General features: G+C 73.4%; 20 protein-coding genes and 1 pseudogene. 19 read left to right on the forward strand and 2 right to left on the reverse strand.

Annotation, left to right across the window (positions count from 1 at the left end; translation table 11 throughout):
• The first annotated feature begins 67 nt into the window (after positions 1 to 67).
• The 18 genes and pseudogenes from AB0946_RS34365 (at position 68) to AB0946_RS34450 (ending at position 17787) form a co-directional block, all read left to right on the forward strand.
• Positions 68 to 598, forward strand: coding sequence for a TIGR00730 family Rossman fold protein (locus AB0946_RS34365; RefSeq protein WP_366764601.1), 531 nt, complete (start codon positions 68 to 70; stop codon positions 596 to 598).
• A gap of 40 nt (positions 599 to 638) precedes the next feature.
• Entirely contained in the window at positions 639 to 1337 is a 699-nt protein-coding gene (locus AB0946_RS34370) for an SDR family oxidoreductase (protein WP_366764602.1), read from the forward strand.
• A 31-nt stretch (positions 1338 to 1368) separates the two neighbouring features.
• Positions 1369 to 2376 carry a methionine synthase gene (locus AB0946_RS34375; protein WP_366764603.1) on the forward strand — a complete coding sequence of 336 codons (1008 nt, stop codon included), beginning with the start codon at positions 1369 to 1371 and terminating at the stop codon, positions 2374 to 2376.
• A gap of 15 nt (positions 2377 to 2391) precedes the next feature.
• Positions 2392 to 4587, forward strand: a complete 2196-nt coding sequence (gene ligA / locus AB0946_RS34380) for an NAD-dependent DNA ligase LigA (RefSeq protein WP_366764604.1) — start codon at positions 2392 to 2394, stop codon at positions 4585 to 4587.
• Between the two features lie 259 nt (positions 4588 to 4846).
• The gene (locus AB0946_RS34385; RefSeq protein WP_366764605.1) at positions 4847 to 7084 is read left to right on the forward strand and encodes a bifunctional diguanylate cyclase/phosphodiesterase; all 2238 of its coding nucleotides are present in this window, start codon (positions 4847 to 4849) and stop codon (positions 7082 to 7084) included.
• Between the two features lie 352 nt (positions 7085 to 7436).
• Positions 7437 to 7808, forward strand: coding sequence for a DUF4267 domain-containing protein (locus tag AB0946_RS34390; protein ID WP_366764606.1), 372 nt, complete (start codon positions 7437 to 7439; stop codon positions 7806 to 7808).
• Positions 7809 to 7845: 37 nt separating this feature from the next.
• Positions 7846 to 8340, forward strand: a complete 495-nt coding sequence (locus AB0946_RS34395; protein ID WP_366764607.1) for a cupin domain-containing protein — start codon at positions 7846 to 7848, stop codon at positions 8338 to 8340.
• Positions 8341 to 8432: 92 nt separating this feature from the next.
• A complete protein-coding gene (gene gatC / locus AB0946_RS34400) occupies positions 8433 to 8729 on the forward strand; it encodes an Asp-tRNA(Asn)/Glu-tRNA(Gln) amidotransferase subunit GatC (RefSeq protein ID WP_004925108.1) in 297 nt (98 codons plus the stop codon).
• Positions 8730 to 8734: 5 nt separating this feature from the next.
• On the forward strand, positions 8735 to 10237 hold the full coding sequence (gene gatA / locus AB0946_RS34405; protein ID WP_366764608.1) for an Asp-tRNA(Asn)/Glu-tRNA(Gln) amidotransferase subunit GatA: 1503 nt from the start codon (positions 8735 to 8737) through the stop codon (positions 10235 to 10237).
• A complete protein-coding gene (locus AB0946_RS34410; RefSeq protein ID WP_030346630.1) occupies positions 10234 to 10473 on the forward strand; it encodes a hypothetical protein in 240 nt (79 codons plus the stop codon). Before gatA ends, AB0946_RS34410 begins: the two co-directional genes overlap by 4 nt.
• A gap of 16 nt (positions 10474 to 10489) precedes the next feature.
• The gene (gene gatB, locus AB0946_RS34415) at positions 10490 to 12004 is read left to right on the forward strand and encodes an Asp-tRNA(Asn)/Glu-tRNA(Gln) amidotransferase subunit GatB (RefSeq protein WP_366764610.1); all 1515 of its coding nucleotides are present in this window, start codon (positions 10490 to 10492) and stop codon (positions 12002 to 12004) included.
• A 242-nt stretch (positions 12005 to 12246) separates the two neighbouring features.
• Complete coding sequence (locus AB0946_RS34420; RefSeq protein WP_366764612.1) at positions 12247 to 12555, forward strand: hypothetical protein; 309 nt, start codon at positions 12247 to 12249, stop codon at positions 12553 to 12555.
• A gap of 43 nt (positions 12556 to 12598) precedes the next feature.
• Positions 12599 to 12829 (forward strand): annotated as a pseudogene (locus AB0946_RS34425) (hypothetical protein); the annotation flags it as partial.
• A complete protein-coding gene (locus AB0946_RS34430) occupies positions 12807 to 13379 on the forward strand; it encodes a GNAT family protein (protein WP_366764613.1) in 573 nt (190 codons plus the stop codon). The pseudogene AB0946_RS34425 and the gene AB0946_RS34430, both read left to right, overlap by 23 nt.
• Positions 13380 to 13414: 35 nt before the next feature.
• A complete protein-coding gene (locus AB0946_RS34435) occupies positions 13415 to 14011 on the forward strand; it encodes a hypothetical protein (RefSeq protein WP_366764615.1) in 597 nt (198 codons plus the stop codon).
• 206 nt (positions 14012 to 14217) lie between these two features.
• Positions 14218 to 14409, forward strand: coding sequence for a hypothetical protein (locus AB0946_RS34440; protein ID WP_366764616.1), 192 nt, complete (start codon positions 14218 to 14220; stop codon positions 14407 to 14409).
• Positions 14410 to 14504: 95 nt separating this feature from the next.
• Positions 14505 to 17543 carry an AAA family ATPase gene (locus AB0946_RS34445; RefSeq protein ID WP_366764658.1) on the forward strand — a complete coding sequence of 1013 codons (3039 nt, stop codon included), beginning with the start codon at positions 14505 to 14507 and terminating at the stop codon, positions 17541 to 17543.
• A 37-nt stretch (positions 17544 to 17580) separates the two neighbouring features.
• Positions 17581 to 17787 carry a DUF6191 domain-containing protein gene (locus tag AB0946_RS34450; RefSeq protein ID WP_366764618.1) on the forward strand — a complete coding sequence of 69 codons (207 nt, stop codon included), beginning with the start codon at positions 17581 to 17583 and terminating at the stop codon, positions 17785 to 17787.
• 30 nt (positions 17788 to 17817) lie between these two features.
• Here AB0946_RS34450 and AB0946_RS34455 read toward each other — a convergent pair whose 3' ends face one another.
• Both AB0946_RS34455 and AB0946_RS34460 read right to left on the reverse strand, forming a co-directional pair.
• Positions 17818 to 18963 carry a PQQ-dependent sugar dehydrogenase gene (locus AB0946_RS34455; RefSeq protein WP_366764660.1) on the reverse strand — a complete coding sequence of 382 codons (1146 nt, stop codon included), beginning with the start codon at positions 18961 to 18963 and terminating at the stop codon, positions 17818 to 17820.
• A 197-nt stretch (positions 18964 to 19160) separates the two neighbouring features.
• On the reverse strand, positions 19161 to 20159 hold the full coding sequence (locus AB0946_RS34460) for an aldo/keto reductase (RefSeq protein WP_366764620.1): 999 nt from the start codon (positions 20157 to 20159) through the stop codon (positions 19161 to 19163).
• A gap of 74 nt (positions 20160 to 20233) precedes the next feature.
• Here AB0946_RS34460 and AB0946_RS34465 point away from each other — a divergent pair, with 74 nt between their 5' ends.
• Positions 20234 to 21211, forward strand: coding sequence for a 2-hydroxyacid dehydrogenase (locus AB0946_RS34465; protein ID WP_366764621.1), 978 nt, complete (start codon positions 20234 to 20236; stop codon positions 21209 to 21211).
• Positions 21212 to 21587 lie beyond the last annotated feature (376 nt).

Below are 21587 nucleotides of genomic sequence, written 5' to 3' on the forward strand. Positions count from 1 at the left end.
ACCGTTTCCAGCGTCGGGACGTGCCGCGCTTCTTCCCGTCCGGCGCGGGGACCGTACGGTAGAGGCCATGAACATCTGCGTCTTCCTGTCCGCCGCCGACCTCGACGAGCGGTACACCCGCCCCGCGCGCGAGTTCGCGGAACTGCTCGGCAAGGCCGGCCACACGCTCGTCTGGGGCGGTTCCGACGTCGGCCTGATGAAGGTGGTCGCCGACGGTGTGCAGGAGGCGGGCGGCAGGCTGCTGGGCGTCTCGGTGGAGTTCCTGGCGAACAAGGCGCGGCCCGGCGCCGACGAGATGATCATCGCGGCCGACCTCGCCGAACGCAAGAAGCTGCTGCTGGAGAAGGCCGACGCCGTGGTGATCATGGTGGGCGGCACCGGCACGCTGGACGAGGCCACCGAGATCCTGGAGCTGAAGAAGCACGGCCGCACCGAGAAGCCGGTCGTGCTGCTGAACACGGCGGGCTTCTACGACGGCCTGCGCGAGCAGTTCCGCCGCATGGAGGCCGAGGGCTTCCTGCCGCGCCCGCTCGCCGAACTGGTCTTCTTCGCCGACGAGCCGGTCGGTGCCCTCGCCCACCTTCAGGCCGCGGCGTGAGCGGCCACCGCCGCGGGACCCGGCGTCCGGTGATGCGAGCATGGCGGTCATGGCTACTCATGTGATCACCGGAGCCGGTTCCGGCATCGGCGCGGCCGTGGCCCGCCGGCTGCACGCGCGCGGGGACGAGATCGTGCTCCACGCGCGCGACGCGGGCCGGGCGAAGGAACTGGCGGCCGGGTTCCCCGGCGCGCGCACCCTCGTCGGCGACCTGGCGGACCCGGACAAGCTGTCCTGGGCGTTCTCCCACCAGACGCTCCCGGACCGGATCGACTCCCTGCTGCACATCGCCGGGGTCGTCGACCTCGGCGGGGTCGGCGAGCTGACCCCGAAGTCCTGGCGCCACCAGCTCAACGTCAACCTGATCGCCCCCGCCGAGCTGACCCGGCACTTCCTGCCGCAGCTCCGGGCGGCCCGCGGCCATGTGATCTTCGTCAACTCCGGCGCCGGCCTCTCCGCCGGCGCCGGGTGGTCCGCGTACGCCGCCTCCAAGCACGGCCTGAAGGCCCTCGCCGACTCCCTGCGCCAGGAGGAGCACGCGAACGGCGTCCGCGTCACCTCGGTCTACCCCGGGCGCACCGCGAGCCCCATGCAGGCCAAGGTGCACCAGCAGGAGGGCAAGGAGTACGACCCGTCGAAGTGGATCGACCCCGAGTCGGTCGCCACGACGATCCTGACCGCCCTGGACCTCCCGAGGGACGCGGAGATCAACGACCTGACGGTACGTCCGGGGCGCTGACCCCGTCCGGAGGGTTCCGTAGGCTTCCCTGGTGAGCGAAAACAGCCAGTTCAGGTTCCCGGGGGCCACCGGCGTCGGTTCCCTCCCCGGCGGGGACGCGAGGGAAGCCGCCAAGACCGCCACCGGATCCTTCGAGGACTTCCCGTTCCTCCCGGAGCTGCCCGCGCGCGGGCCCGGCGCCGACATGATCGGCCGCACCGCCGGGATGCTGGTCGAGCTCTACGCGCGCGTGGAGCCCAGCGGGTGGCGGATCGGGGACCGGCCGGGCCGGGACACCAGGCGGGCCAGGTCCTGGCTCGGCGAGGACCTGGACGCGCTGGAGGAGTTCACCCAGGGCCACGAGGGCGACCTGAAGGTGCAGGCGGTCGGGCCGTGGACGCTGGCCGCCGCCCTGGAGCTGAGGAACGGCGAGGCCGCCCTGTCGGACCCCGGCGCCTGCCGGGACCTCGCCGCCTCGCTCGCCGAGGGCCTGCGGCTGCACCTCGACGAGGTGCGCCGCCGCGTCCCGGGCGCCCGGATCGTCCTCCAGCTCGACGAGCCCTCCCTGACGGCCGTCCTGCGCGGGCAGGTCCGCACGGCGAGCGGTTACCGCACCCACCGGGCCGTGGACCGGCAGATCGTGGAGGCCACGCTCCGGGACGTCGTCGGCGCGCACGCCGGCGGACCGGTGGTGGTGCACTCCTGCGCCCCGGACGTGCCGTTCGCCCTGCTGCGGCGGGCCGGCGCGGCGGCCGTCTCCTTCGACCTCGCGCTTCTCACCGAGCGTGACGACGAGGCGATCGGCGAGGCCGTGGAGGGCGGCACCCGGCTGTTCACCGGTGTCGTGCCGGGCACGGACGGCCCGTTGTCAGACCCTGCCGGTAGCGTCATGGGTGTCAGGACGTTGTGGCGCAGGCTTGGGCTGCGTCCGGAGCTGCTCGCGGAGGCGGTCACGGTCACCCCGGCGTGCGGGCTGGCGGGCGCTTCCCCGGCGTACGCGCGCCAGGCGCTCGCCCACTGCGTCCGGGCGGCGAGATCCCTCGCGGACAACCCTGAGTAACGGGAGGACAACACGGTGGCCGGCGACAAGCAGGCGGAGACGACGGCGGTGCCCGCCGAGGCCCGCGACAAGCACGCGCAGCTGGCGGAGCAGGTCGAGGAGCACCGCTTCCGGTACTACGTGAAGGACGCTCCCGTCATCAGCGACGCGGAGTTCGACCAGCTCCTGAAGTCCCTGGAGGCCCTGGAGGAGCGGTACCCGGAGCTGCGCACCCCGGACTCGCCCACCCAGAAGGTCGCGGGGTCCTACGAGACGGAGTTCACGGCCGTCGAGCACCGCGAGCGGATGCTCTCGCTCGACAACACGTTCAACGACGACGACCTGGCCGCCTGGGCCGACCGCGTCGCCAGGGAGCTGGGCGACCAGACGTACCACTTCCTGTGCGAGCTGAAGGTGGACGGCCTCGCGGTCAACCTCACCTACGAGAAGGGCCGCCTCACGCGCGCGGCCACCCGCGGCGACGGCCGCACCGGCGAGGACATCACGCCGAACGTCCGGACGATCGCGGAGATCCCGGACCGCCTGCGGGGCGACGAGGTGCCCGACCTGGTGGAGATCCGCGGCGAGGTCTACTTCCCGATGGAGAAGTTCCTCGAACTGAACGAACGCCTGGTCGCGGCCGGCGACAAGCCCTTCGCCAACCCGCGCAACGCCGCCGCCGGTTCGCTGCGCCAGAAGGACCCGCGGGTCACCGCGACCCGCCCGCTGCACATGGTCGTCCACGGCATCGGCGCCCTGACGGGCTTCTCGGGCATGACCCGGCTCTCGCAGGCGTACGACCTGCTGAAGACCTGGGGCCTGCCCACCTCCCCGCACAACCGCGTGGTCGACGACCTCGCCGGCGTACGGGAGTTCATCGCGTACTACGGCGAGAACCGCCACTCCGTCGAGCACGAGATCGACGGTGTCGTGGTCAAGCTGGACGAGATCCGCCTCCAGGGCCGGCTCGGCTCCACCGCGCGGGCGCCGCGCTGGGCGATCGCCTACAAGTACGCGCCGGAGGAGGTCAACACCAAGCTCGTCGACATCAAGGTGGGCGTCGGCCGCACGGGCCGCGTCACGCCGTACGCGCAGGTCGAGCCGGTCACGGTCGCGGGCAGCGAGGTGGAGTTCGCCACCCTGCACAACCAGGAGGTCGTCAAGGCCAAGGGCGTGCTCATCGGCGACACCGTGGTCCTGCGCAAGGCCGGTGACGTCATCCCGGAGATCCTCGGCCCGGTGGTCGACCTCAGGGACGGCAGCGAGCGGGAGTTCGTGATGCCGGGCGAGTGCCCCGAGTGCGGGACGCCGCTGCGGCCCATGAAGGAGGGCGACATCGACCTCCGCTGCCCCAACGCCCGTGGCTGCCCGGCCCAGTTGCGCGAGCGGGTGTCCTATCTCGCCGGCCGGGAGTGCCTGGACATCGAGCACTTCGGCGCGGTGGCGGCCGCCGCGCTCACCCGTCCGCTGGAGCCGGCCGACCCGCCGCTGGTGGACGAGGGCGACCTGTTCGACCTGACGGTGGAGAAGCTGCTGCCCATCAAGGCCTACGTCCTCGACCCGGACAGCGGCCTGCCCAAGCGCGACCCGAAGACCGGCGAGGAGAAGGTCGTCACGGTCTTCGCCAACCAGAAGGGCGAGCCGAAGAAGAACACCCTCGCCCTGCTGGCGAACATCGAGGCGGCCAAGTCCCGTCCGCTGGCCCGCTTCCTGAACGGGCTGTCGATCCGGCACGTGGGACCGGTGGCCGCGCAGGCACTGGCGCGCGAGTTCCGGTCCATCGACCGCATCGAACAGGCGACCGAGGAGGAGCTGGCGGCCACCGACGGCGTCGGCCCCATCATCGCCGCCGCGCTCAAGGAGTGGTTCGCCGAGGACTGGCACCGCGAGATCGTCCGCAAGTGGAAGGCCGCGGGCGTCCCCCTGGAGGACCAGTCGTCCGGCGAGGAGGAGGGGCCGCGTCCGCTGGAGGGGCTCACGGTCGTCGTCACCGGCACGCTGGAGAACCACACCCGGGACGGCGCCAAGGAGGCGTTGCAGCGCCAGGGCGCGAAGGTGACCGGTTCGGTGTCGAAGAAGACCTCGTTCGTCGTTGTGGGTGACAACCCCGGATCGAAGTACGACAAGGCCATGCAGCTGAAGGTTCCCGTGCTGAACGAGGACGGTTTCGGCGTCCTGTTGGCACAGGGCCCCGAAGCGGCGGCCGAAGTCGCGCTTCCGACCGGGGAGTAGCGGTTGAAGGCCACCCGATCGGCGCATATCAGATGCATACGGGTGGCCCGGGCGCATTCGGGCAACCGTCGGAGACCGCTGCCCGTGGAAGCCTTCCGCGGCCTACTGTTGAGGTGTGCGCCTGCCGTGCCCAGCTACGGCTGGGGCATTTCCGTGCCCTTCACAGGCACGGGGAAGGTTTCTTCGACGCGGAGCTGCTGATGGTTGTCGGGCATCGGGCCGCGTGGCGTGGGCACCGCCGGCTGTGAGAGGGACGGGAATGGAACCGACCGAGAGCGCCGCCCCGGACTCATGGCTGCGCCTGCGCCGCCGCGCGGGCGCGTGGCGGGTCAACCGGTGGACCGGGCGGGACGACGGGCGCACGGCCGTGCAGCCGCGCCCGGCCGGACCGGGCGCGGCCACCGACGCCCGCGCCGCCCTGTCCGCCGTGGCACGCGCCCCCGGCCTGGCCGGCACCGACGCCGAACGGCACCTGTCCTGGCCCGCCCTGCCCGCGGCCGTCGTGGCCGCCGCCGGACTCGTCCTTGGCGCCGGCTTCTACCGCGCCTACGCGGGCCACCACGCCCTCTTCCCCGGTGGCACGGTCGGCTGGTCGCTGGCCCTGCTCACCGGCGTCATCGTCGGCCACCTCGTCATGCTGGGCCGCGCCCGCTGGTGGGGCGGCACCGGATCGGGCGCCGCCCTCACCCTCGCCGTCCTGCTGCTGTACGGCTGGGTGCCCGCCGGCCTGGTCAGCCTCGCCGTCGTCGTCCTGGTCGGCATCGCCCGCCGCAACCGCTGGCGGCAAGGGGTGCTGCACGGCGCGGCCGACATCCTCGGCATCGGCGTCGGCGCCCTGCTGCTCGGCGCGTTCGGCCGGTTCCCGAGCGTCGAGGAGCCCTGGCGGCCCGGCACCTGGAGCGTCGCCGCGGCACCCGAGATCGTGCTGGTCGCGGTCGCCTACCTCGCCGTCGGCCGCGGCCTGCTGTGGTACCTGTACGCCCCGCGCGGCGGCGGCGTGCCCACCGTCGCCCGCACCGCCCTGGTCCGGCAGGGCCTGGTCGCCGTCGCCCTGCTCGGCATCGCGCCCCTGCTGTGCGTCGTCGCCGACACCCAGCCGGTCCTGCTGCCGCTGTTCGCCATCCCGCTCATCGCCCTGGACTCCACGCTGTGGATGGCCCGCGCCCGCGCCGAGGAGCAGCTGCGCGATCCGCTGACCGGACTGCCCAACCGGCAGTGGCTGCTGGAGCGCATCTGGACCGCCCTGGACGACGCCGACCGCATCGGCGCGCGCTCCGCACTCATGCTGATCGACCTCGATCGCTTCCGGTCGGTGAACGACACCCTCGGTCATCTGGCCGGCGACCGGCTGCTGCTCCAGATCGCCGACCGGCTGCGGCTCGCCCTGCCGCGCGGCGCCGAGGCCGCCCGGCTCGGCGGTGACGAGTTCGCCGTCTTACTGCCCGTCGCCGACTCCACCACGTCGGCCACCCGCGTCGCCCGCGGCCTCGTCACCGACCTCAGCTCCCCGCTCGACCTGGACGGACTCACCCTCGTGCTGGAGGCCAGCGCCGGCGTCGCCGTCTTCCCCGACCACGCGCTCGACGCCGAAGGGCTCCTGCGCCGCGCCGACGTCGCGATGTACCAGGCGAAGAGGGACCGTACGGGCGTCGAGGTCTACGAGTCCAAGCGGGACTCCAACACCCCGGACCGCCTCGGCCTGCTGGGCGACCTGCGCCGGGCGCTGGACGCGCACGAGGTGCAGCTCCACTACCAGCCCAAGGTCCGCTTCGACGGACAGGTCGCCGGCCTGGAGGCCCTGGTCCGCTGGGTGCACCCGGAGCGCGGCAAGGTGCCGCCGGACGAGTTCATAGCGATAGCCGAGTCCTCGGGGCTGATGCCCCACCTCACCGAGTACGTCCTGGAGACCGCGCTCGGCCAGGTCGCCCGGTGGCGCGCGCAGGGCCTGCGGGTGCCGGTCGCCGTCAACGTCTCCCCGCGCGACGTCCACACCCCGGGATTCGCCGGGTCGGTCGCCGCGCGCCTCGCCCGGCACGGCGTCCCCGCCGGGGCGCTCCAGCTGGAGATCACGGAACACGTGCTGCTGGAGGACCCGCAGCGGGCCGCCGACACCCTCGCCGGGCTCACCGGCCACGGCGTGAAGATGTCCCTGGACGACTTCGGCACCGGCTACTCGTCGCTGGTGCACCTGCGGCGGCTCCCCGTCAGCGAGCTGAAGATCGACCGCTCCTTCGTGGCCCGGCTGGCCGTCGACGCCCAGGACGCGGAGATCGTGCGCTGCACGGTGGATCTCGCGCATTCGCTGGGCCTCCTGGTCGTGGCCGAGGGGGTCGAGGACGACGAGACGTGGGAGCGGCTGCGGGACCTGGGCTGCGACGCGGTGCAGGGCTGGCTGGTCGCCGCGGCGATGCCGCCCGAGGAGACCACGGCCTGGCTGCTGGCGCGGGGCTCCCGAGGCTGGCAACGACCGCGCGCCGCACTCCCTGCGGCCGAGTAGCTCCCGGCCGGGCGGGCCGAACGCCTGCCGAAGGACGTGTACGTCTCCGCCACCGCCGCCGCCCCCCCCGCGCCGCCGTACGGGCCCGCCGTAGCTCCGTCGCCAGGGACCGGCTGGCTTTGGTCGATCCCGGCGCCCGGCCGACGCGTGGTCACCGCGTCCCGGCCCTCGGCCTCCGCCGGCTCCCGGGCTGCCGTGACGATCCGCCGCGCGCGTTCCCCTCGCTCGCGCTTCCCGCGCGCCTGGATCGGCACGTGCCTCGATTCTAGCAATGCTAGCCAATCTGTCGACGATCTGCTAGCTTCGCTATTACGCCTAGCAATGCTAGAAAATCAATGGGGGAGAACCGCACATGACCGTCACCGCGTACACCCTGGCCGTCCTGCTCGACCTGTTCTGCCTGTTCCTCGGCTACCGGTTCTGGTTCCAGCCCGGGCCCGCGGCGGCCGGCTACGGAGTCCCCGCCGACCCGCACGGCGACGCCCGCGCCTACCTGTCGGTCAAGGGGCTCAGGGACGGCACCCTCGGGCTGGTGGGTCTCGCCCTGCTCGCCTTCGCCGGCGCCCGCGCCGAGGCGTGGTTCATGCTCTGCGTGGCACTCGTGCCGTTCGTCGACACGCGCATAGTCCTGCGTGGCGGCGGACGGAAAGCCGTGGCCTTCGGGATCCACTTCGCCACCGCGATCGTCGTACTGATCAGTGCCGGACTGCTCTTCGCGGTCTGACCGCCCCGCAGCGGGCTCACACGAGGGGGATACCGCCATGTCGTTGTTCGTGCCCAGGTTCGACGAGACCGTGCTGGTCCGGGACGCCGAGGCAGAGGTCGTCGGCGGCGCGCCCGTCGCCGTCAGGCTGCTGGCCGACAGCAGCGCCAGCGGCGGCGCGCTGTCCACCGTGCGCGTCACGCTCGCCGAGGGCGCCGACGGGGCCCGGCCGCACGTGCACCACCACTCGGCCGAGATGTTCTACCTGCTCGACGGCGAGGCCGAGGTGCTGTCCGGCGACGACGTCGTCACCGCCGGGCGCGGCGACCTGATCATCGTGCCGCCGGACCGGCCCCACGCCTTCGCCGCCGCCCCCGGCAGCACCGCCGACCTGCTCATCGTCATCACCCCGGGCGTCGAGCGCTTCGAGTACTTCCGCCACCTCCAGCGCATCCGCCTCGGCGAGGTCGCCCCGGAGAGCCTGCTGGAGGTCCAGGAGCTGTACGACAACCACTTCCTCGGGAGCGAGGCCTGGGACGGCCGGCGCCGGTGAGCGCCGGGCCCCGGCAAACCGTTTAACAGGCACGGGCCCCCGCCCCATAGGATTGGGCCAAACCACACACACTCACCCCAGAGGATCGCTGCATGCCTGGCATCACGCGCGAGGAGGTCGCCCACCTCGCCCGGCTGGCGCGTCTGGAGCTGAAGCCCGAAGAACTCGATCACTTCGCGGGACAGCTGGACGACATCATCGGCGCGGTCGCCCGCGTCAGCGAGGTCGCCGACCAAGACGTACCGCCGACCTCCCACCCGCTGCCGCTGACGAACGTCATGCGGCCGGACGAGGTCCGTCCCTCGCTCACCCCCGAGCAGGCGCTCTCCGGCGCCCCGGCACAGGAGCAGCAGCGTTTCAAGGTGCCGCAGATCCTGGGGGAGGAGTGACCGCCATGACGGACAACAACAGCATCATCAGGCTCACCGCGGCCGAGACCGCCGCCAGGATCGCCTCCGGCGAGCTGACGGCCGTCGAGGTCACCGAGGCCCACCTCGCCCGGATCGAGGCGGTCGACGAGAAGGTGCACGCCTTCCTCCACGTCGACCGCGAGGGCGCCCTCGCCCAGGCACGTGCCGTGGACGAGAAGCGGGAGCGCGGCGAGAAGCTCGGCCCGCTGGCCGGTGTCCCGCTCGCGCTCAAGGACATCTTCACCACCGAGGGCGTGCCCACGACCGTCGGCTCGAAGATCCTCGAGGGCTGGATCCCGCCGTACGACGCGACGCTCACCAAGCGGCTGAAGGCCGCCGACGTGGTCATCCTCGGCAAGACCAACATGGACGAGTTCGCCATGGGGTCCTCCACCGAGAACAGCGCCTACGGCCCCACCGGCAACCCGTGGGACCTGACCAAGATCCCCGGCGGCTCCGGCGGCGGCTCCTCCGCCGCGCTGGCCGCGCACATGGCCCCCCTCGCCATCGGCACCGACACCGGCGGCTCCATCCGCCAGCCGGCCGCCGTCACCGGCACGGTCGGTGTGAAGCCGACGTACGGGGCGGTCTCCCGCTACGGCATGGTCGCGTTCTCCAGCTCGCTCGACCAGGGCGGCCCCTGCGCCCGCACGGTGCTCGACGCGGCCCTGCTGCACGAGGTCATCGCCGGTCACGACCCGCTCGACTCCACCTCCATCGACGCCCCGGTCCCGCCGGTCGTCGAGGCCGCCCGCAACGGCAGCGTCCAGGGCATGCGCGTCGGCGTGGTCAAGCAGTTCCGCGGCGAGGGCTACCAGGCGGGCGTCATCCAGCGCTTCGACGAGTCCGTGGAGCTGCTGAAGGAACTGGGCGCCGAGATCGTCGAGCTGGACTGCCCGTCCTTCGACCTCGCCCTGTCGGCGTACTACCTGATCGCCCCGTCCGAGTGCTCCTCCAACCTCGCCCGCTTCGACGGCCTGCGCTACGGCCTGCGGGTCGGCGACGACGGCACGCACTCCGCCGAGGAGGTCACCTCCCTCACCCGTGAGGCGGGCTTCGGCCCCGAGGTGAAGCGCCGCGTCATGCTCGGTACGTACGCCCTGTCGAGCGGTTACTACGACGCGTACTACGGCAGCGCCCAGAAGGTCCGCACGCTGATCAAGCGGGACTTCGACCGGGCCTTCGAGCAGGTCGACGTGATCGTCTCCCCGACGACCCCGACCACCGCCTTCGCGATCGGCGAGCGCGCCGACGACCCGATGGCGATGTACCTCGCGGACCTGTGCACCATCCCGACCAACCTGGCGGGCAACGCGGCCATGTCCCTGCCCTGCGGCCTCGCCCCGGAGGACAACCTCCCGGTCGGCCTGCAGATCATCGCCCCGGTGATGAAGGACGACAGGCTGTACAAGGTGGGCGCCGCCGTCGAGGCCGCCTTCGTGGAAAAGTGGGGTCACCCGCTGCTGGAGGAGGCACCGTCGCTGTGAGCGCACTGACCAAGGCCAAGGGCTTCAAGAAGTCCAGGTCCGGTACGTACCTGTCCATGGCCGCCACCGCGTTCGGCGCGGTCGGCGCCGCCAAGCAGATCAAGAAGGCCCGCGCCGAGAACGACACGCTGCGGCTCGTCGACGCCGTCGTCACCGCCGCCGGCATCGTCACCGGCCTCGCCATCCTCTACCGCGAGCTGAAGCGGCTGGGCGACGACGACGTCCTGCTGGGCTGAGAGGGAAGTTTTCACCGTGACCACCACGACCGACCTGGTGTCGTACGAGGACGCGCTGGCGTCGTACGACCCCGTCATGGGCCTCGAAGTCCATGTCGAACTCGGCACCAAGACGAAGATGTTCTGCGGCTGCTCGACGGCGCTCGGTGCCGACCCGAACAGCCAGACCTGCCCGGTCTGCCTCGGCCTGCCCGGCGCGCTCCCGGTCGTCAACGCGACCGGCGTCGAGTCCGCGATCAAGATCGGTCTCGCGCTGAACTGCGAGATCGCCGAGTGGTGCCGCTTCGCCCGGAAGAACTACTTCTATCCGGACATGCCGAAGAACTTCCAGACCTCCCAGTACGACGAGCCGATCGCCTTCGACGGCTACCTCGACGTGCAGCTGGAGGACGGCGAGGTCTTCCGCGTGGAGATCGAGCGCGCCCACATGGAGGAGGACACCGGCAAGTCGACGCACGTCGGCGGCGCCACCGGCCGTATCCACGGCGCGTCCCACTCCCTGCTGGACTACAACCGCGCCGGCATCCCGCTGATCGAGATCGTCACCAAGCCGATCGTGGGCGCCGGCGAGCGCGCCCCCGAGGTGGCGAAGGCGTACGTCCGCGAGCTGCGCGAGCTGATCCGCGCACTCGGCGTGTCCGAGGCCCGCATGGAGATGGGCCAGATGCGCTGTGACGTCAACCTGTCGCTGATGCCCAAGGGCGCCGACAAGTTCGGCACGCGCTCGGAGACGAAGAACGTCAACTCCCTGCGCTCGGTGGAGCGCGCGGCCCGCTTCGAGATCCAGCGGCACGCGGCCGTCCTGTCCGGCGGCGGCACGATCGTCCAGGAGACCCGCCACTTCCACGAGGACACCGGGTCCACGACCTCGGGCCGCGTGAAGGAGGAGGCCGAGGACTACCGGTACTTCCCGGAGCCCGACCTGGTGCCGGTCGCGCCGTCGCGCGAGTGGGTCGAGGAGATCCGCGCGGCCCTGCCCGAGCTGCCGCTGGCCCGCCGCACCCGGCTGCTGGCCGAGTGGGGCATCTCTGCCACCGACATGCAGGCGATCCTCAACGCCGGCGCGCTGGAGCCCATCGTCGCCACCATCGACGCCGGTGCCGACGCGGCCTCCGCCCGCAAGTGGTGGATGGGCGAACTGGCGCGCAGCGCCAACGAGTCCGGCAAGGCGCTGGAGGAGCTGGCGATCACGCCGCAGCAGGTGGCCCGGGTCACCGAGCTGGTCGCGAAGGGTGACCTGAACGACAAGCTGGCCCGCCAGGTCATCGAGGGCGTCCTCGCGGGCGAGGGCACCCCGGACGAGGTCGTCGACAAGCGCGGTCTGAAGGTCGTCTCCGACGACTCCGCGCTCGGCACGGCCGTCGACGAGGCCATCGCCGGCAACCCGGCCATCGCGGACAAGATCCGCGGCGGCAAGGTGGCCGCGGCGGGCGCCCTGGTCGGCGCGGTCATGAAGGCCACCCGCGGCCAGGCCGACGCGGCCCGCGTCAAGGAGCTGATCCTGGAGAAGCTGGGCGTCAGCGAGGGCTGACGGGCAGGCGGTGTACGGCCCCGGAGGGACGCCCTCCGGGGCCGTACTAGCTGCGGCGCCCCACGGTCGGGCGACCCCGGCAGGTGCCCCCGGCAGGCGTCCCTGGCCGCCGCCCGGCAGCCCCAGCGAGTCGCGTGGCTCCGATCCGCCCTGCCGGCTTCGTGCGGGCCCGTTCGTGCCCCGCGGCCTCGGCACCGCCCCGCACCAGGGCGTCCCGGCCGGGGACGGTACGCTCGCCCGCCATGAGTGGACGCACCGATTCCGACATCGAGCCCCCGATAACCGAGGAGCCGGAGGGGTACGTCGAGGACGCCCGGCGGGCCCGGTGGACCGCGGCCGGCACCGGAGCGCTCCTGTGTCTCGCGGGGCTCGCCGCCTCCCTGCTGCGGCTCACCGGTTCCGCACCCGCTCCCGTCCCCGCCGCCTACGCCCTCGGCGCCGCCGTGTGCGCGCTCGCGGCGCTGCTCGGCGCCACGGGCCGTACCCGCAGGGCCCTGTGGCTGCTCGTCGCCGGCACGATGATCATGGCGCTCGGCGATCAGTTCGACTGACCAGCGAGCTCGTGGAGCGGCTGCGCACCTGTGGGTTCCCGCGCGGCCGTTGTCCGGCATCGCGCTCCCCACCGCCGTCGCCCTCGACGCCTTCGTGCTGCGTACGCTGCTCGTGCCCGCTCCGGTGCGTCTGCCCGGCCGGCCGGAGCGCCGCCTGCCGCGCCTCGGCGTCCAGCCGCCCGGGTGCCGCGCGACCGAGGACGGGCCCGGTCGGGTCCCGGTGCACGCACTACGGAAGGAACAACGGCACGATGTACGCGATATCGCTCGGTGACGCCGCCGAACTGCGGCCCCTGGAGGTCTGGCACGCGGAGGAACTGCTCGCCAACATCGACCGGGGCCGGGAGTTCATCGGCCGGCACGTCGGTCTGCCGGACGTGGTGTCCGACCTGGACGGAGCCCGTGGCTGGCTGAAGGCGTACGCCGACAAGCGCGCCGCCGACGCCGGCGGCCTGCACGGCATCTGGCTGGACGGCACGCTCGTCGGCGGCCTGCTGTTCCGTGTCTGGGACACCCCGGGCGGGGTCTGCGAGGCCGGCTGCTGGCTGGAGCCGGCCGCGGCCGGGCGCGGGCTGGTCACGCGCGGGATGCGGGTGCTGCTCGACTGGGCCTTCGAGGAGCGCGGCATGCACCGGGTGGAGTGGCAGGTGTCCTCGGCCAACGAGCCGAGCATCAACGTGGCCCGGCGGCTCGGCATGACGCGTGAGGGCGTGCTCCGGGAGAACTACCTGCACCGGGGCGAGCGCACCAGCACCGAGATCTGGTCGGTGCTCGCGCCCGAGTGGCGTGCGGCACGCGCGCGTACCGCGCACAACGATCATTAAGGGACCTCTCAGAGAGCGTCCGTACGGTGCCAGGCATGGCAACGAAGACAGCGGAAGGCGCCACCGGCGGCACTGAGGCCGGCACCGGGGCGCGCAAGGACGACGAGACGACGACGGGTCCCGCGGCGGAGCAGACCGCCGAGGGACAGACCGCCGAGAACCAGGCAGCCGAGGAGGCCGCGGAGGCCGACGGCGGCGAGGCGGGCGATGCGACGGAAGCCGCCGGCGGCGAGGCGCCCTCCGGGGTCGGCCAGGGCGCCGGCGCCGTGGTCTCCGCGGCGCTGGGCGTGGTCTCGCTCAGCGGCGGCTGGATCGGCACCGTCGCGTCCGCGCGCGAGCAACTCGTCGGCCAGCTGCGGACGTCCTCCACCGCGAGCGTCGCCCGGCAGATCAAGGAGGTCTACGGCGACGCCTGGCACACCACCGCCCTGTGGGCCGGCCTGTTCGCGCTGGCCGCGCTGATCACCGGCGTGGTCGTGCTGGCCCGGCCCGCGTTCGGCACGCCCGGCCGGCCGCAGGCAGCGTGGATCAGGTCGGTCGCCTGGGCGGGCGTCTCGCTCGGCGTCATCGGACTGCTGCTCGCCGTCCTGAAGTACTCCGACGCCCTGCTCGGCCTGCCCTCGACCGGCTGAGAGCACAGGCCGGGAACCCGCGGCCCAGGGGCCTTAGGGCGCGCGTGAGCGACTCACCGCCGCCCTAAGGCCCCTTACGCGTGCGTGCGGCCCGGCTGCCGCCGCGAAGATGCGGCACTCTCCCGATGCGGCGGACCCCTCCGGGAAACGAGGGTGGAGGCGTCGCGGAAAGCGGCACGACACCGTCCCCCCGGGAAGGACCCGCCATGTACGCCCTCGAACTCCACCGCCTGCGCTCCGACGAGCTGCGTCGCACGGCCCAGGAGGACCGCCTGGCCCGCGAGGTCCTGCGGTCCCGTCGCGCCGCCCGCCGCGCCGACGCCGCCGGCGACGGAGCCCCGGCCGCCGAGTCGCATACCGGCCGCCCCCGCCGGCACCGGCTGCCACGCACCGCGTGACCCTGCCGCCCGCCGGTGCGGCACCGCCGGTCACCGGTACGACCATCACACAGGGCCTGTGGAAAACCGGTGCCGGGCCGCTCCGGCCCCGTGCGATGCTCGGGCCCGTGGAGAACAGGTCCGTCAGTCCCGTGTTCGTCGGCCGCGCCGACGAGTTGGACACGCTGAACGACGCGCTCGCCCGTGCCGCCCGGGCCGAGCCGCAGGCGCTGCTGCTCGGCGGCGAGGCGGGCGTGGGCAAGACCCGCCTCGTGGAGGAGTTCGCCACCGCCGCCGCCCGGCACGGCGCCGTCGTCGCCGTCGGCGGCTGTGTGGAGATCGGCGCGGACGGACTGCCGTTCGCCCCCTTCTCCGCCGCGCTGCGCGCCCTGCGCGACACCCTGCCCGAGGAGTTCGCCGCGGCGGCGGCCGGCCAGGTGGAGGAACTGGCCCGGCTGCTGCCCGACCTCGGCGAGGCCGGCGCCGGCCGCCCCGACGAACAGGGCACGGCGCGCCTGTTCGAGCTCACCGCCCGGCTGCTGGAGCGGATCGCCGCCGAGCACACCGTCGTCCTCGTCCTGGAGGACCTGCACTGGGCCGACGCCTCCACCCGCCACCTCCTCGCCTACCTCTTCCGCACCCTGCGCGCGGGCCGCCTCCTCGTCCTGGCCACCTACCGCTCCGACGACATCCACCGACGCCACCCGCTGCGCCCGCTGCTCGCCGAACTGGACCGGCTGCGCACCGTCCGCCGCCTCGAACTCGCCCGCTTCACCCGCGAGGAGGCCGGCCGCCAGATCGCGGGCATCCTCGCCGCCGAACCCGACTCCGCACACGTGGACGAGATCTACGCACGCTCCGACGGCAACGCCTTCTTCATCGAGGAACTCGCCGTCGCCGCCACGGCGGGCGACTGCACCGGTCTCACCGACTCCCTGCGCGACCTGCTCCTGGTCCGGGTCGAAGCACTGCCCGAGCCCGCCCAGCGGGTCGCCCGGATCGTCGCCGAGGGCGGCTCCACGGTGGAGTACCGGCTGATCGCCGCCGTGGCCCGGCTCGCCGAGGACGACCTCATCGAGGCGCTGCGGGCCGCCGTCGGCGCCAACATCCTCACCGCCACCCGCACCGGCGACGGCTACCGCTTCCGGCACTCCCTGGTCCGCGAGGCCGTCGCCGACGACCTGCTGCCCGGCGAACGCTCCCGGCTCAACCGGCGCTACGCCGAGGCCCTGGAGGCCGACCCGGCGCTGGTCCCGGCCGACGCCCGCGTGATGCGCCTGGCCAGCTACTGGTACCACGCCCACGACGCCGCGAAGGCCCTGCCCGCCGTATTGTCCGCCGCCGTCGTCGCCCGCCGCCGGCACGCCTACACCGAGCAACTGCGGCTGCTGGAACGGGCGATGGAGCTGTGGGACAGCGCCCCGGCGGAGGTCCGCTCCGCCCTGCGCCCGGTCGACTACGCCGAGGTCTACCCCCCGTGCGGCTGTGACCCGGCCACCACACCGCTGCGCTACCTCGACCTGCTGGCCGAGGCGGCCGTGGCGGGCCGTTTCGGTGGCGAGCGGGAACGCGCCCTGAAGATCACCAAGCGGGCCCTGCGCCTCCTGGAGGAGGAGCCGGACCCGCTGCGCGCCGCCTGGTTCTGGGTGCAGCGCTCCCGGCTGATCCAGGCCACGGCGCGCGGCGACGGCCGGCAGGAGCTGGCCACCGCCCAGGAGCTGGTGCGCGGACTGCCGCCGTCCGAGGTGCACGCGGAGGTGCTGGCGGTCGCCGCCAGCTGGTCCATGCAGCGCCGGCCGGGTCCCGAAGCCCTGGCCGCCGCCGAGCGGGCCGTGGAGTACGCCCGCATGGTCGGCGCCCGGGAGACCGAGCTGGACGCCCGCCTCACCCTGGGCGGGCTGACCGTGGAGTCCGGTGAGCCGGAGGCCGGTCTGGCGGAGATGCGGCAGGTGCTCCAGGACACCCGCGCGGAAGGCATGCACCAGGTCGCGGCCCGCGCCTATGTGAACCTGCCGTCCGTGCTCCAGAGCGTCGGCCGGGACCGGGAGGCCGTCCCCCTGCTGCGCGAGGGCATCGAGTTCTGCCGCGCGTACGGACTGCTGGACTCCGGGGCCTGGATGTGGGGCAACCTCTCCGAGGCGCTGTACTCGCTCGGCCGGTGGCAGGAGGCCGCGGAGGCCGCCGCGCACGCCACCCGCGTCGGCCACGGCGCCATGCCCCGTGGCGCGGGCGCCCTGCTGCAGGCCCACCTCGCCCTCGCCCGCGGCGACCACGCCGAGGCCCGCCGGCACCTCGCCGCCGCCCGCGCCTGGTACGGCACCCACGACCCGATGCCCCAGCAGTCCCTGCCCGTGGCCGGCATCGTCCTCGGGGTCGCCGCCGCCGAGGGCCGGATCACCGACGCCCGCGCGGCACTGCTCCCGGCCCTGGACGCCGGCTTCCCGCCCGGCACCCACCGCTACGGCTGGCCGCTGCTGCTGGCCGCCGCCACCGCCGAGGCCGACGCCCGCGCCCTGCCCGCCGCCCTGCCCGGCCGCGCCGAGACCCTCGACCGCCTCTCGGCGGCCGCGCGGACCCTCACCACCGGCGTCCCGCTCTGGCAGGCCTACGGCCAGTGGACCCGCGCCGAACTGCTCCGCGCCGCGGGCCGGGACACCGCCGGCACCTGGTGCCCGGTCGTCACCGCGTTCGAGTGCCTGGACCGGCCCTACGACCTCGCCCGGGTCCGCCACCGCCTCGCCGCGGCGCTGCTGGCCGAGGGCGGCGACGACGAGCGCGAACGCGCGGTGGAACTGCTCCGGCTGGCCGGGGCGGTCGCCGGCCACCTCGGCGCGCGTCCCCTCGCCGACGCCGTCGCCCGGCTCGCCCAGCGCGCCCGCCTCACCCTCACCGGCGCCACCCGCCAGGCCCCCGCCGACCCGGCCACGGCACTCGGCCTCACCAGCCGCGAGCGGGACGTCCTGCACCTGGTCGCGGCCGGCCGCACCAACCGCCAGATAGCGGCGGAGCTGTTCATCTCCCCGAAGACCGCGAGCGTGCACGTCTCCAACATCCTCGGCAAGCTCGGCGTCTCGGGCCGGGGGGAGGCGGCGGCCGTGGCCCACCGGCTGGGGCTGTTCGCGGCCGGGACGCTCACTGCCGAAACACCGGGCTGAGACCTACGCTGGAGAAAACCGGCAGTGAGGGGGAGCCGTGTTCAACGCCTTCGAGGAACTGTTCGCACCCGGCCGCAAGCACACCCGGGACGAGCAGAACCGGCTGGAACTGACCCGCGAGGACGTGGGCGACAACGACCCCGGCCGCGGCCCCATAGACCTGACCTCCGGGAAGGCGGTGATACGCCTGCCGGAGAGGGCGCCCGCCGAGCCGGAACCCGAAGCGTCCGCCGGGGACGAGTAGCCGCGCGGCCCATCCGGGAAGGCACGCCGCTCACCGCACCCGCAGCTCCAGCACCCGGTCGTCGCCCTTCTTCGGGGTGCCCCGGCCGTCCGTGTTGCTCGTCACCAGCCAGAGTCTGTCGCCGCCCGCCGGGACGACCGTACGCAGCCGGCCGTAGGCGCCCGTGAGGAACGCCTGCGGGGCGGCGGAGGCCGACGTGCCGTTCAGCGGCACGCGCCACAGACGCGCGCCCTTCAGGCCCGCCATCCAGATCACGCCGTTCACGTAGGCGATGCCGCTGGGGGAGGCGTCGTCGGTGTGCCACTGGGCCACCGGGTCGTGGAAGCCGGCTTCGAAGGACCTGCCCTCGGCCCGGGGCCACCCGTAGTCGCCACCGGGCTCGATCGCGTTCAGCTCGTCCCAGGTGTCCTGCCCGAACTCCGAGGCGAACAGCCGCTGTCTGTCGTCCCAGGCCAGACCCTGGACGTTCCGGTGGCCGTACGAGTACACGGGCGAGTCGGGGAACGGGTTGCCCGGGGCGGGTTCGCCGTCCGGGGTCAGCCGCAGGATCTTGCCGCCCAGCGACTTCCTGTCCTGCGCCAGGCCCCTCTCCCCGCTCTCGCCGGTGCCCGCGTAGAGCATGCGGTCGGGACCGAACGCGATCCGGCCGCCGTTGTGGATGAGTCCCTTGGGGATGCCCTTGAACACCGTGTCCGGTGCGCCCAGTCGCTCGCCGGCCGGCTTGCGCTCGTCGTAGAGCATGCGGACGATGCGGTTGTCCGAGGCCGAGGTGAAGTAGGCGTAGATCATGTGGTCCGAGGCGAAGTCGGGGGAGAGGGCGATGCCCAGCAGGCCGCCCTCGCCGGCCGGCGAGACCCCGGAGACCGTGCCCAGCTCGGTGCTCCGGCCGGTCTTCACGTCGATCCGGCTGATCGTGCCCTCGTTCCGGGAGGAGACCAGCAGACCGCCGCCGGGCAGCGGAGCCAGCCCCCACGGTGTCTTCAGGCCCTCGGCCACCGTGCGCAGCACCTCCACCGAGCCCTTGGCCGGAGGGAGCGGCGCGGCCGAGGCCGTGCCGTGCCCGGAAGCGGTGGCCCCGGAGGCCGTCGCGCCCGGGGTGCCGCCCGGGGGGCCACCGCCGTCGGAGGAGCAGCCGGCCACCAGCAGGAGGGCGGCCACGGCCAGCGCGGCCGGCACAGCTCTACTTCGCACGATCACGGTTCCCTTCGCCGCGGTGGTCCGGTGGCGCTCCACGGGCGGGCCCGACGGCACGCTCCCCCACTCGGACACCGGCCATGCCCCCACGGGTTCCCGATCCCCACCGACCGACCGCGAAAACCTCGGTCACGTGACCGCCGGGTGGCGGGCCGCCCGCACCCCTCGTGGTGGCCGGCTCAGTCCCACGATCCCTGGGCTGGCGGAAGCGCGGACACCTCCGCCAGGTCCTGCGCGGTCAGCCGCAGCCCGGCGGCCGCCGCGTTCTGCGCCGCCCAGCGCTCCCGCTTGGTGCCCGGCAGCGCGATCACATGCCGGCCCTGGGCCAGCACCCAGGCCAGCGCCACCTGGGCCGGGGTCATGTCCTCGCCGTGCCGGCGGGCTATGCGCCGCAGGCCCGCGACGATCGGCTGGTTGGCCGCCATCATCTCGGCGGTGAACCGGGGGTGCCGGGCGCGCAGGTCGTCCGGTTCGAAGCCCTCGCCCGGCGTCAGCGTGCCGGTCAGGAAGCCGTTGCCCAGCGGCATCGCCGCCAGGAAGCCCACACCGCGCGCCTCGCACCACGGCAGCAGCTCCCGCAGCGCCTCCGGCGACCACACCGACAGCTCCGCCTGCACCGCGCTCACCGGGAACACCTGCTGCACCCGCCGCAACTGGCGCAGCGTCGTGTCGTACAGCCCCGCCCCCGGGCGGCGCCCGCCGCGCGCGCCCACCGCGCACAGACCGAGGGCCCGCACCTTCCCGGCCCGCACCAGGTCCGCCATCGCGCCCCAGGTCTCCTCGACGGGTATCTCCGGATCGGCGCGGTGCAGCTGGTACAGGTCGATCACATCGGTCTGGAGCCGCCGCAGCGAGGCGTCGCAGGCACGCCGCACATAACCGGGCCGGCCGTTGGCCACGATGTGCTGCTCACCCACCAGCAGGCCCACCTTCGTGGACACGAAGGCGTCCCGGCGCCGCTCCCTGAGCACCCGGCCGAGCAGCAGCTCGTTGGTGAACGGGCCGTACATGTCCGCGGTGTCCAGGAGGTCGCAGCCCAGGTCCAGCGCGCGGTGCACCGCTCTGACCGACTCCTCCCCCCGCCGGCGCGATCCGCTGTACGCCCAGCTCATCGGCATGCACCCGAGTCCGACGGCCCCCACCGCGAGCGCCCCCGCGCCGATCGTCCTGCGCTCCACCTGCTCGTGAACCTCCCATAGCCCGGCCCCCAACCTAACCTCTGCGCGCGGCGCGCCTGACATAGCCTCCTGGCATGAGTGCAGACGTGTGGCTTCCCATTCCGCCCGAGGAGATCGAGGGGCTGCCCGAGGGGCCCCGGTACCTGTTCTGGGACGGGGGAGAGGACGGCGCGCAGCCGTATCCCGGCGACCCGGCGCAGTGCGCCGTGTACGTGGTGCCGTACATGAAGCGGCTGTCGGTCCGGGTGGGCCCCCTGGAGCACCTGACGAACGTACGGCTGATCCAGACGCTCACCGCGGGCGTCGACGACATCACCGGGCAGCTGTCGGTGATCCCGCCGGGCGTGCGGCTGTGCAACGCGCGCGGGGTGCACGAGACGAGCACGGCCGAGCTGGCGCTCACCCTCACCCTCGCCGCGCTGCGCGGCATCCCCGGCTTCGTCCGCGCCCAGCAACAGGAGCGCTGGACGGGCGGTTTCCACCCCGCCCTCGCCGACAAGAACGTGCTGATCGTCGGGTACGGGGCCATCGGTGCCGCCATCGAGGACCGGCTCGTGCCCTTCGAGGTCGCGCGGGTGGCGCGCGTTGCGCGCTCCGGTCGCACAACCGCGCGCGGTCCCGTGCATCCGATCGCCGATGTGCTTCCACTGCTTCCACACGCGGATGTCGTGATCCTCTGCACCCCGCTCACGGACGAGACCAGGGGGCTCGTCGACGCCGGCTTCCTCGCCAGGATGAAGGACGGCGCGCTGCTCGTGAACGTCGCGCGCGGGCCGGTCGTGGACACCAAGGCGCTCCTCGCCGAGCTGGAGCGGGGCCGGATCACCGCCGCCCTGGACGTCACCGATCCCGAGCCGCTGCCCCCCGGACACCCCTTGTGGCAGGCGCCCGGAGTGCTGATCAGCCCGCATGTCGGCGGGCCCTCCTCGGCCTTCCTGCCCCGCGCCGGGAGGCTGCTCGCCGACCAGTTGACCCGGTTCGTGAACCGGCAGCCCCTGCGGAACGTGATCCTGACGACCGGACCCGAAACCAGGGGAGCAAACGGGCGCTAGGCCGCTTCCGGCACCCTCCGCAACCTTTCGGACGCGGCCTGTACCCGCATCCCTGCCGACCGTCACGGAGCGTAGAGACGCTATGTCCCTGAGTGACGATCCTGGTGTATCGTCCCCGACAGGGGCTGCGCCGCTGACCACTCGGCGCCGGGGATGGACATTTCAGATTCGTGAGGGGGGCGACGGGCGATGCACGGCCTATGGACGAACGATCCGACGCGGCGGAGCCGCCGACGGCGACCCTGGCGCACGGCCGCGCGCAGGCGCGGACACCACACCAGCCACCACCGCCAACACCAGCGCAGGCACAGCGGTCGTCGCAGGCATGCGCACCCCGCGCACCGGGACCGTCGGGACACGGGAGCGGCGCTCACCG

Source organism: Streptomyces sp. NPDC046870 (assembly GCF_040704595.1).
Lineage (GTDB): Bacteria > Actinomycetota > Actinomycetes > Streptomycetales > Streptomycetaceae > Streptomyces > Streptomyces argyrophylli.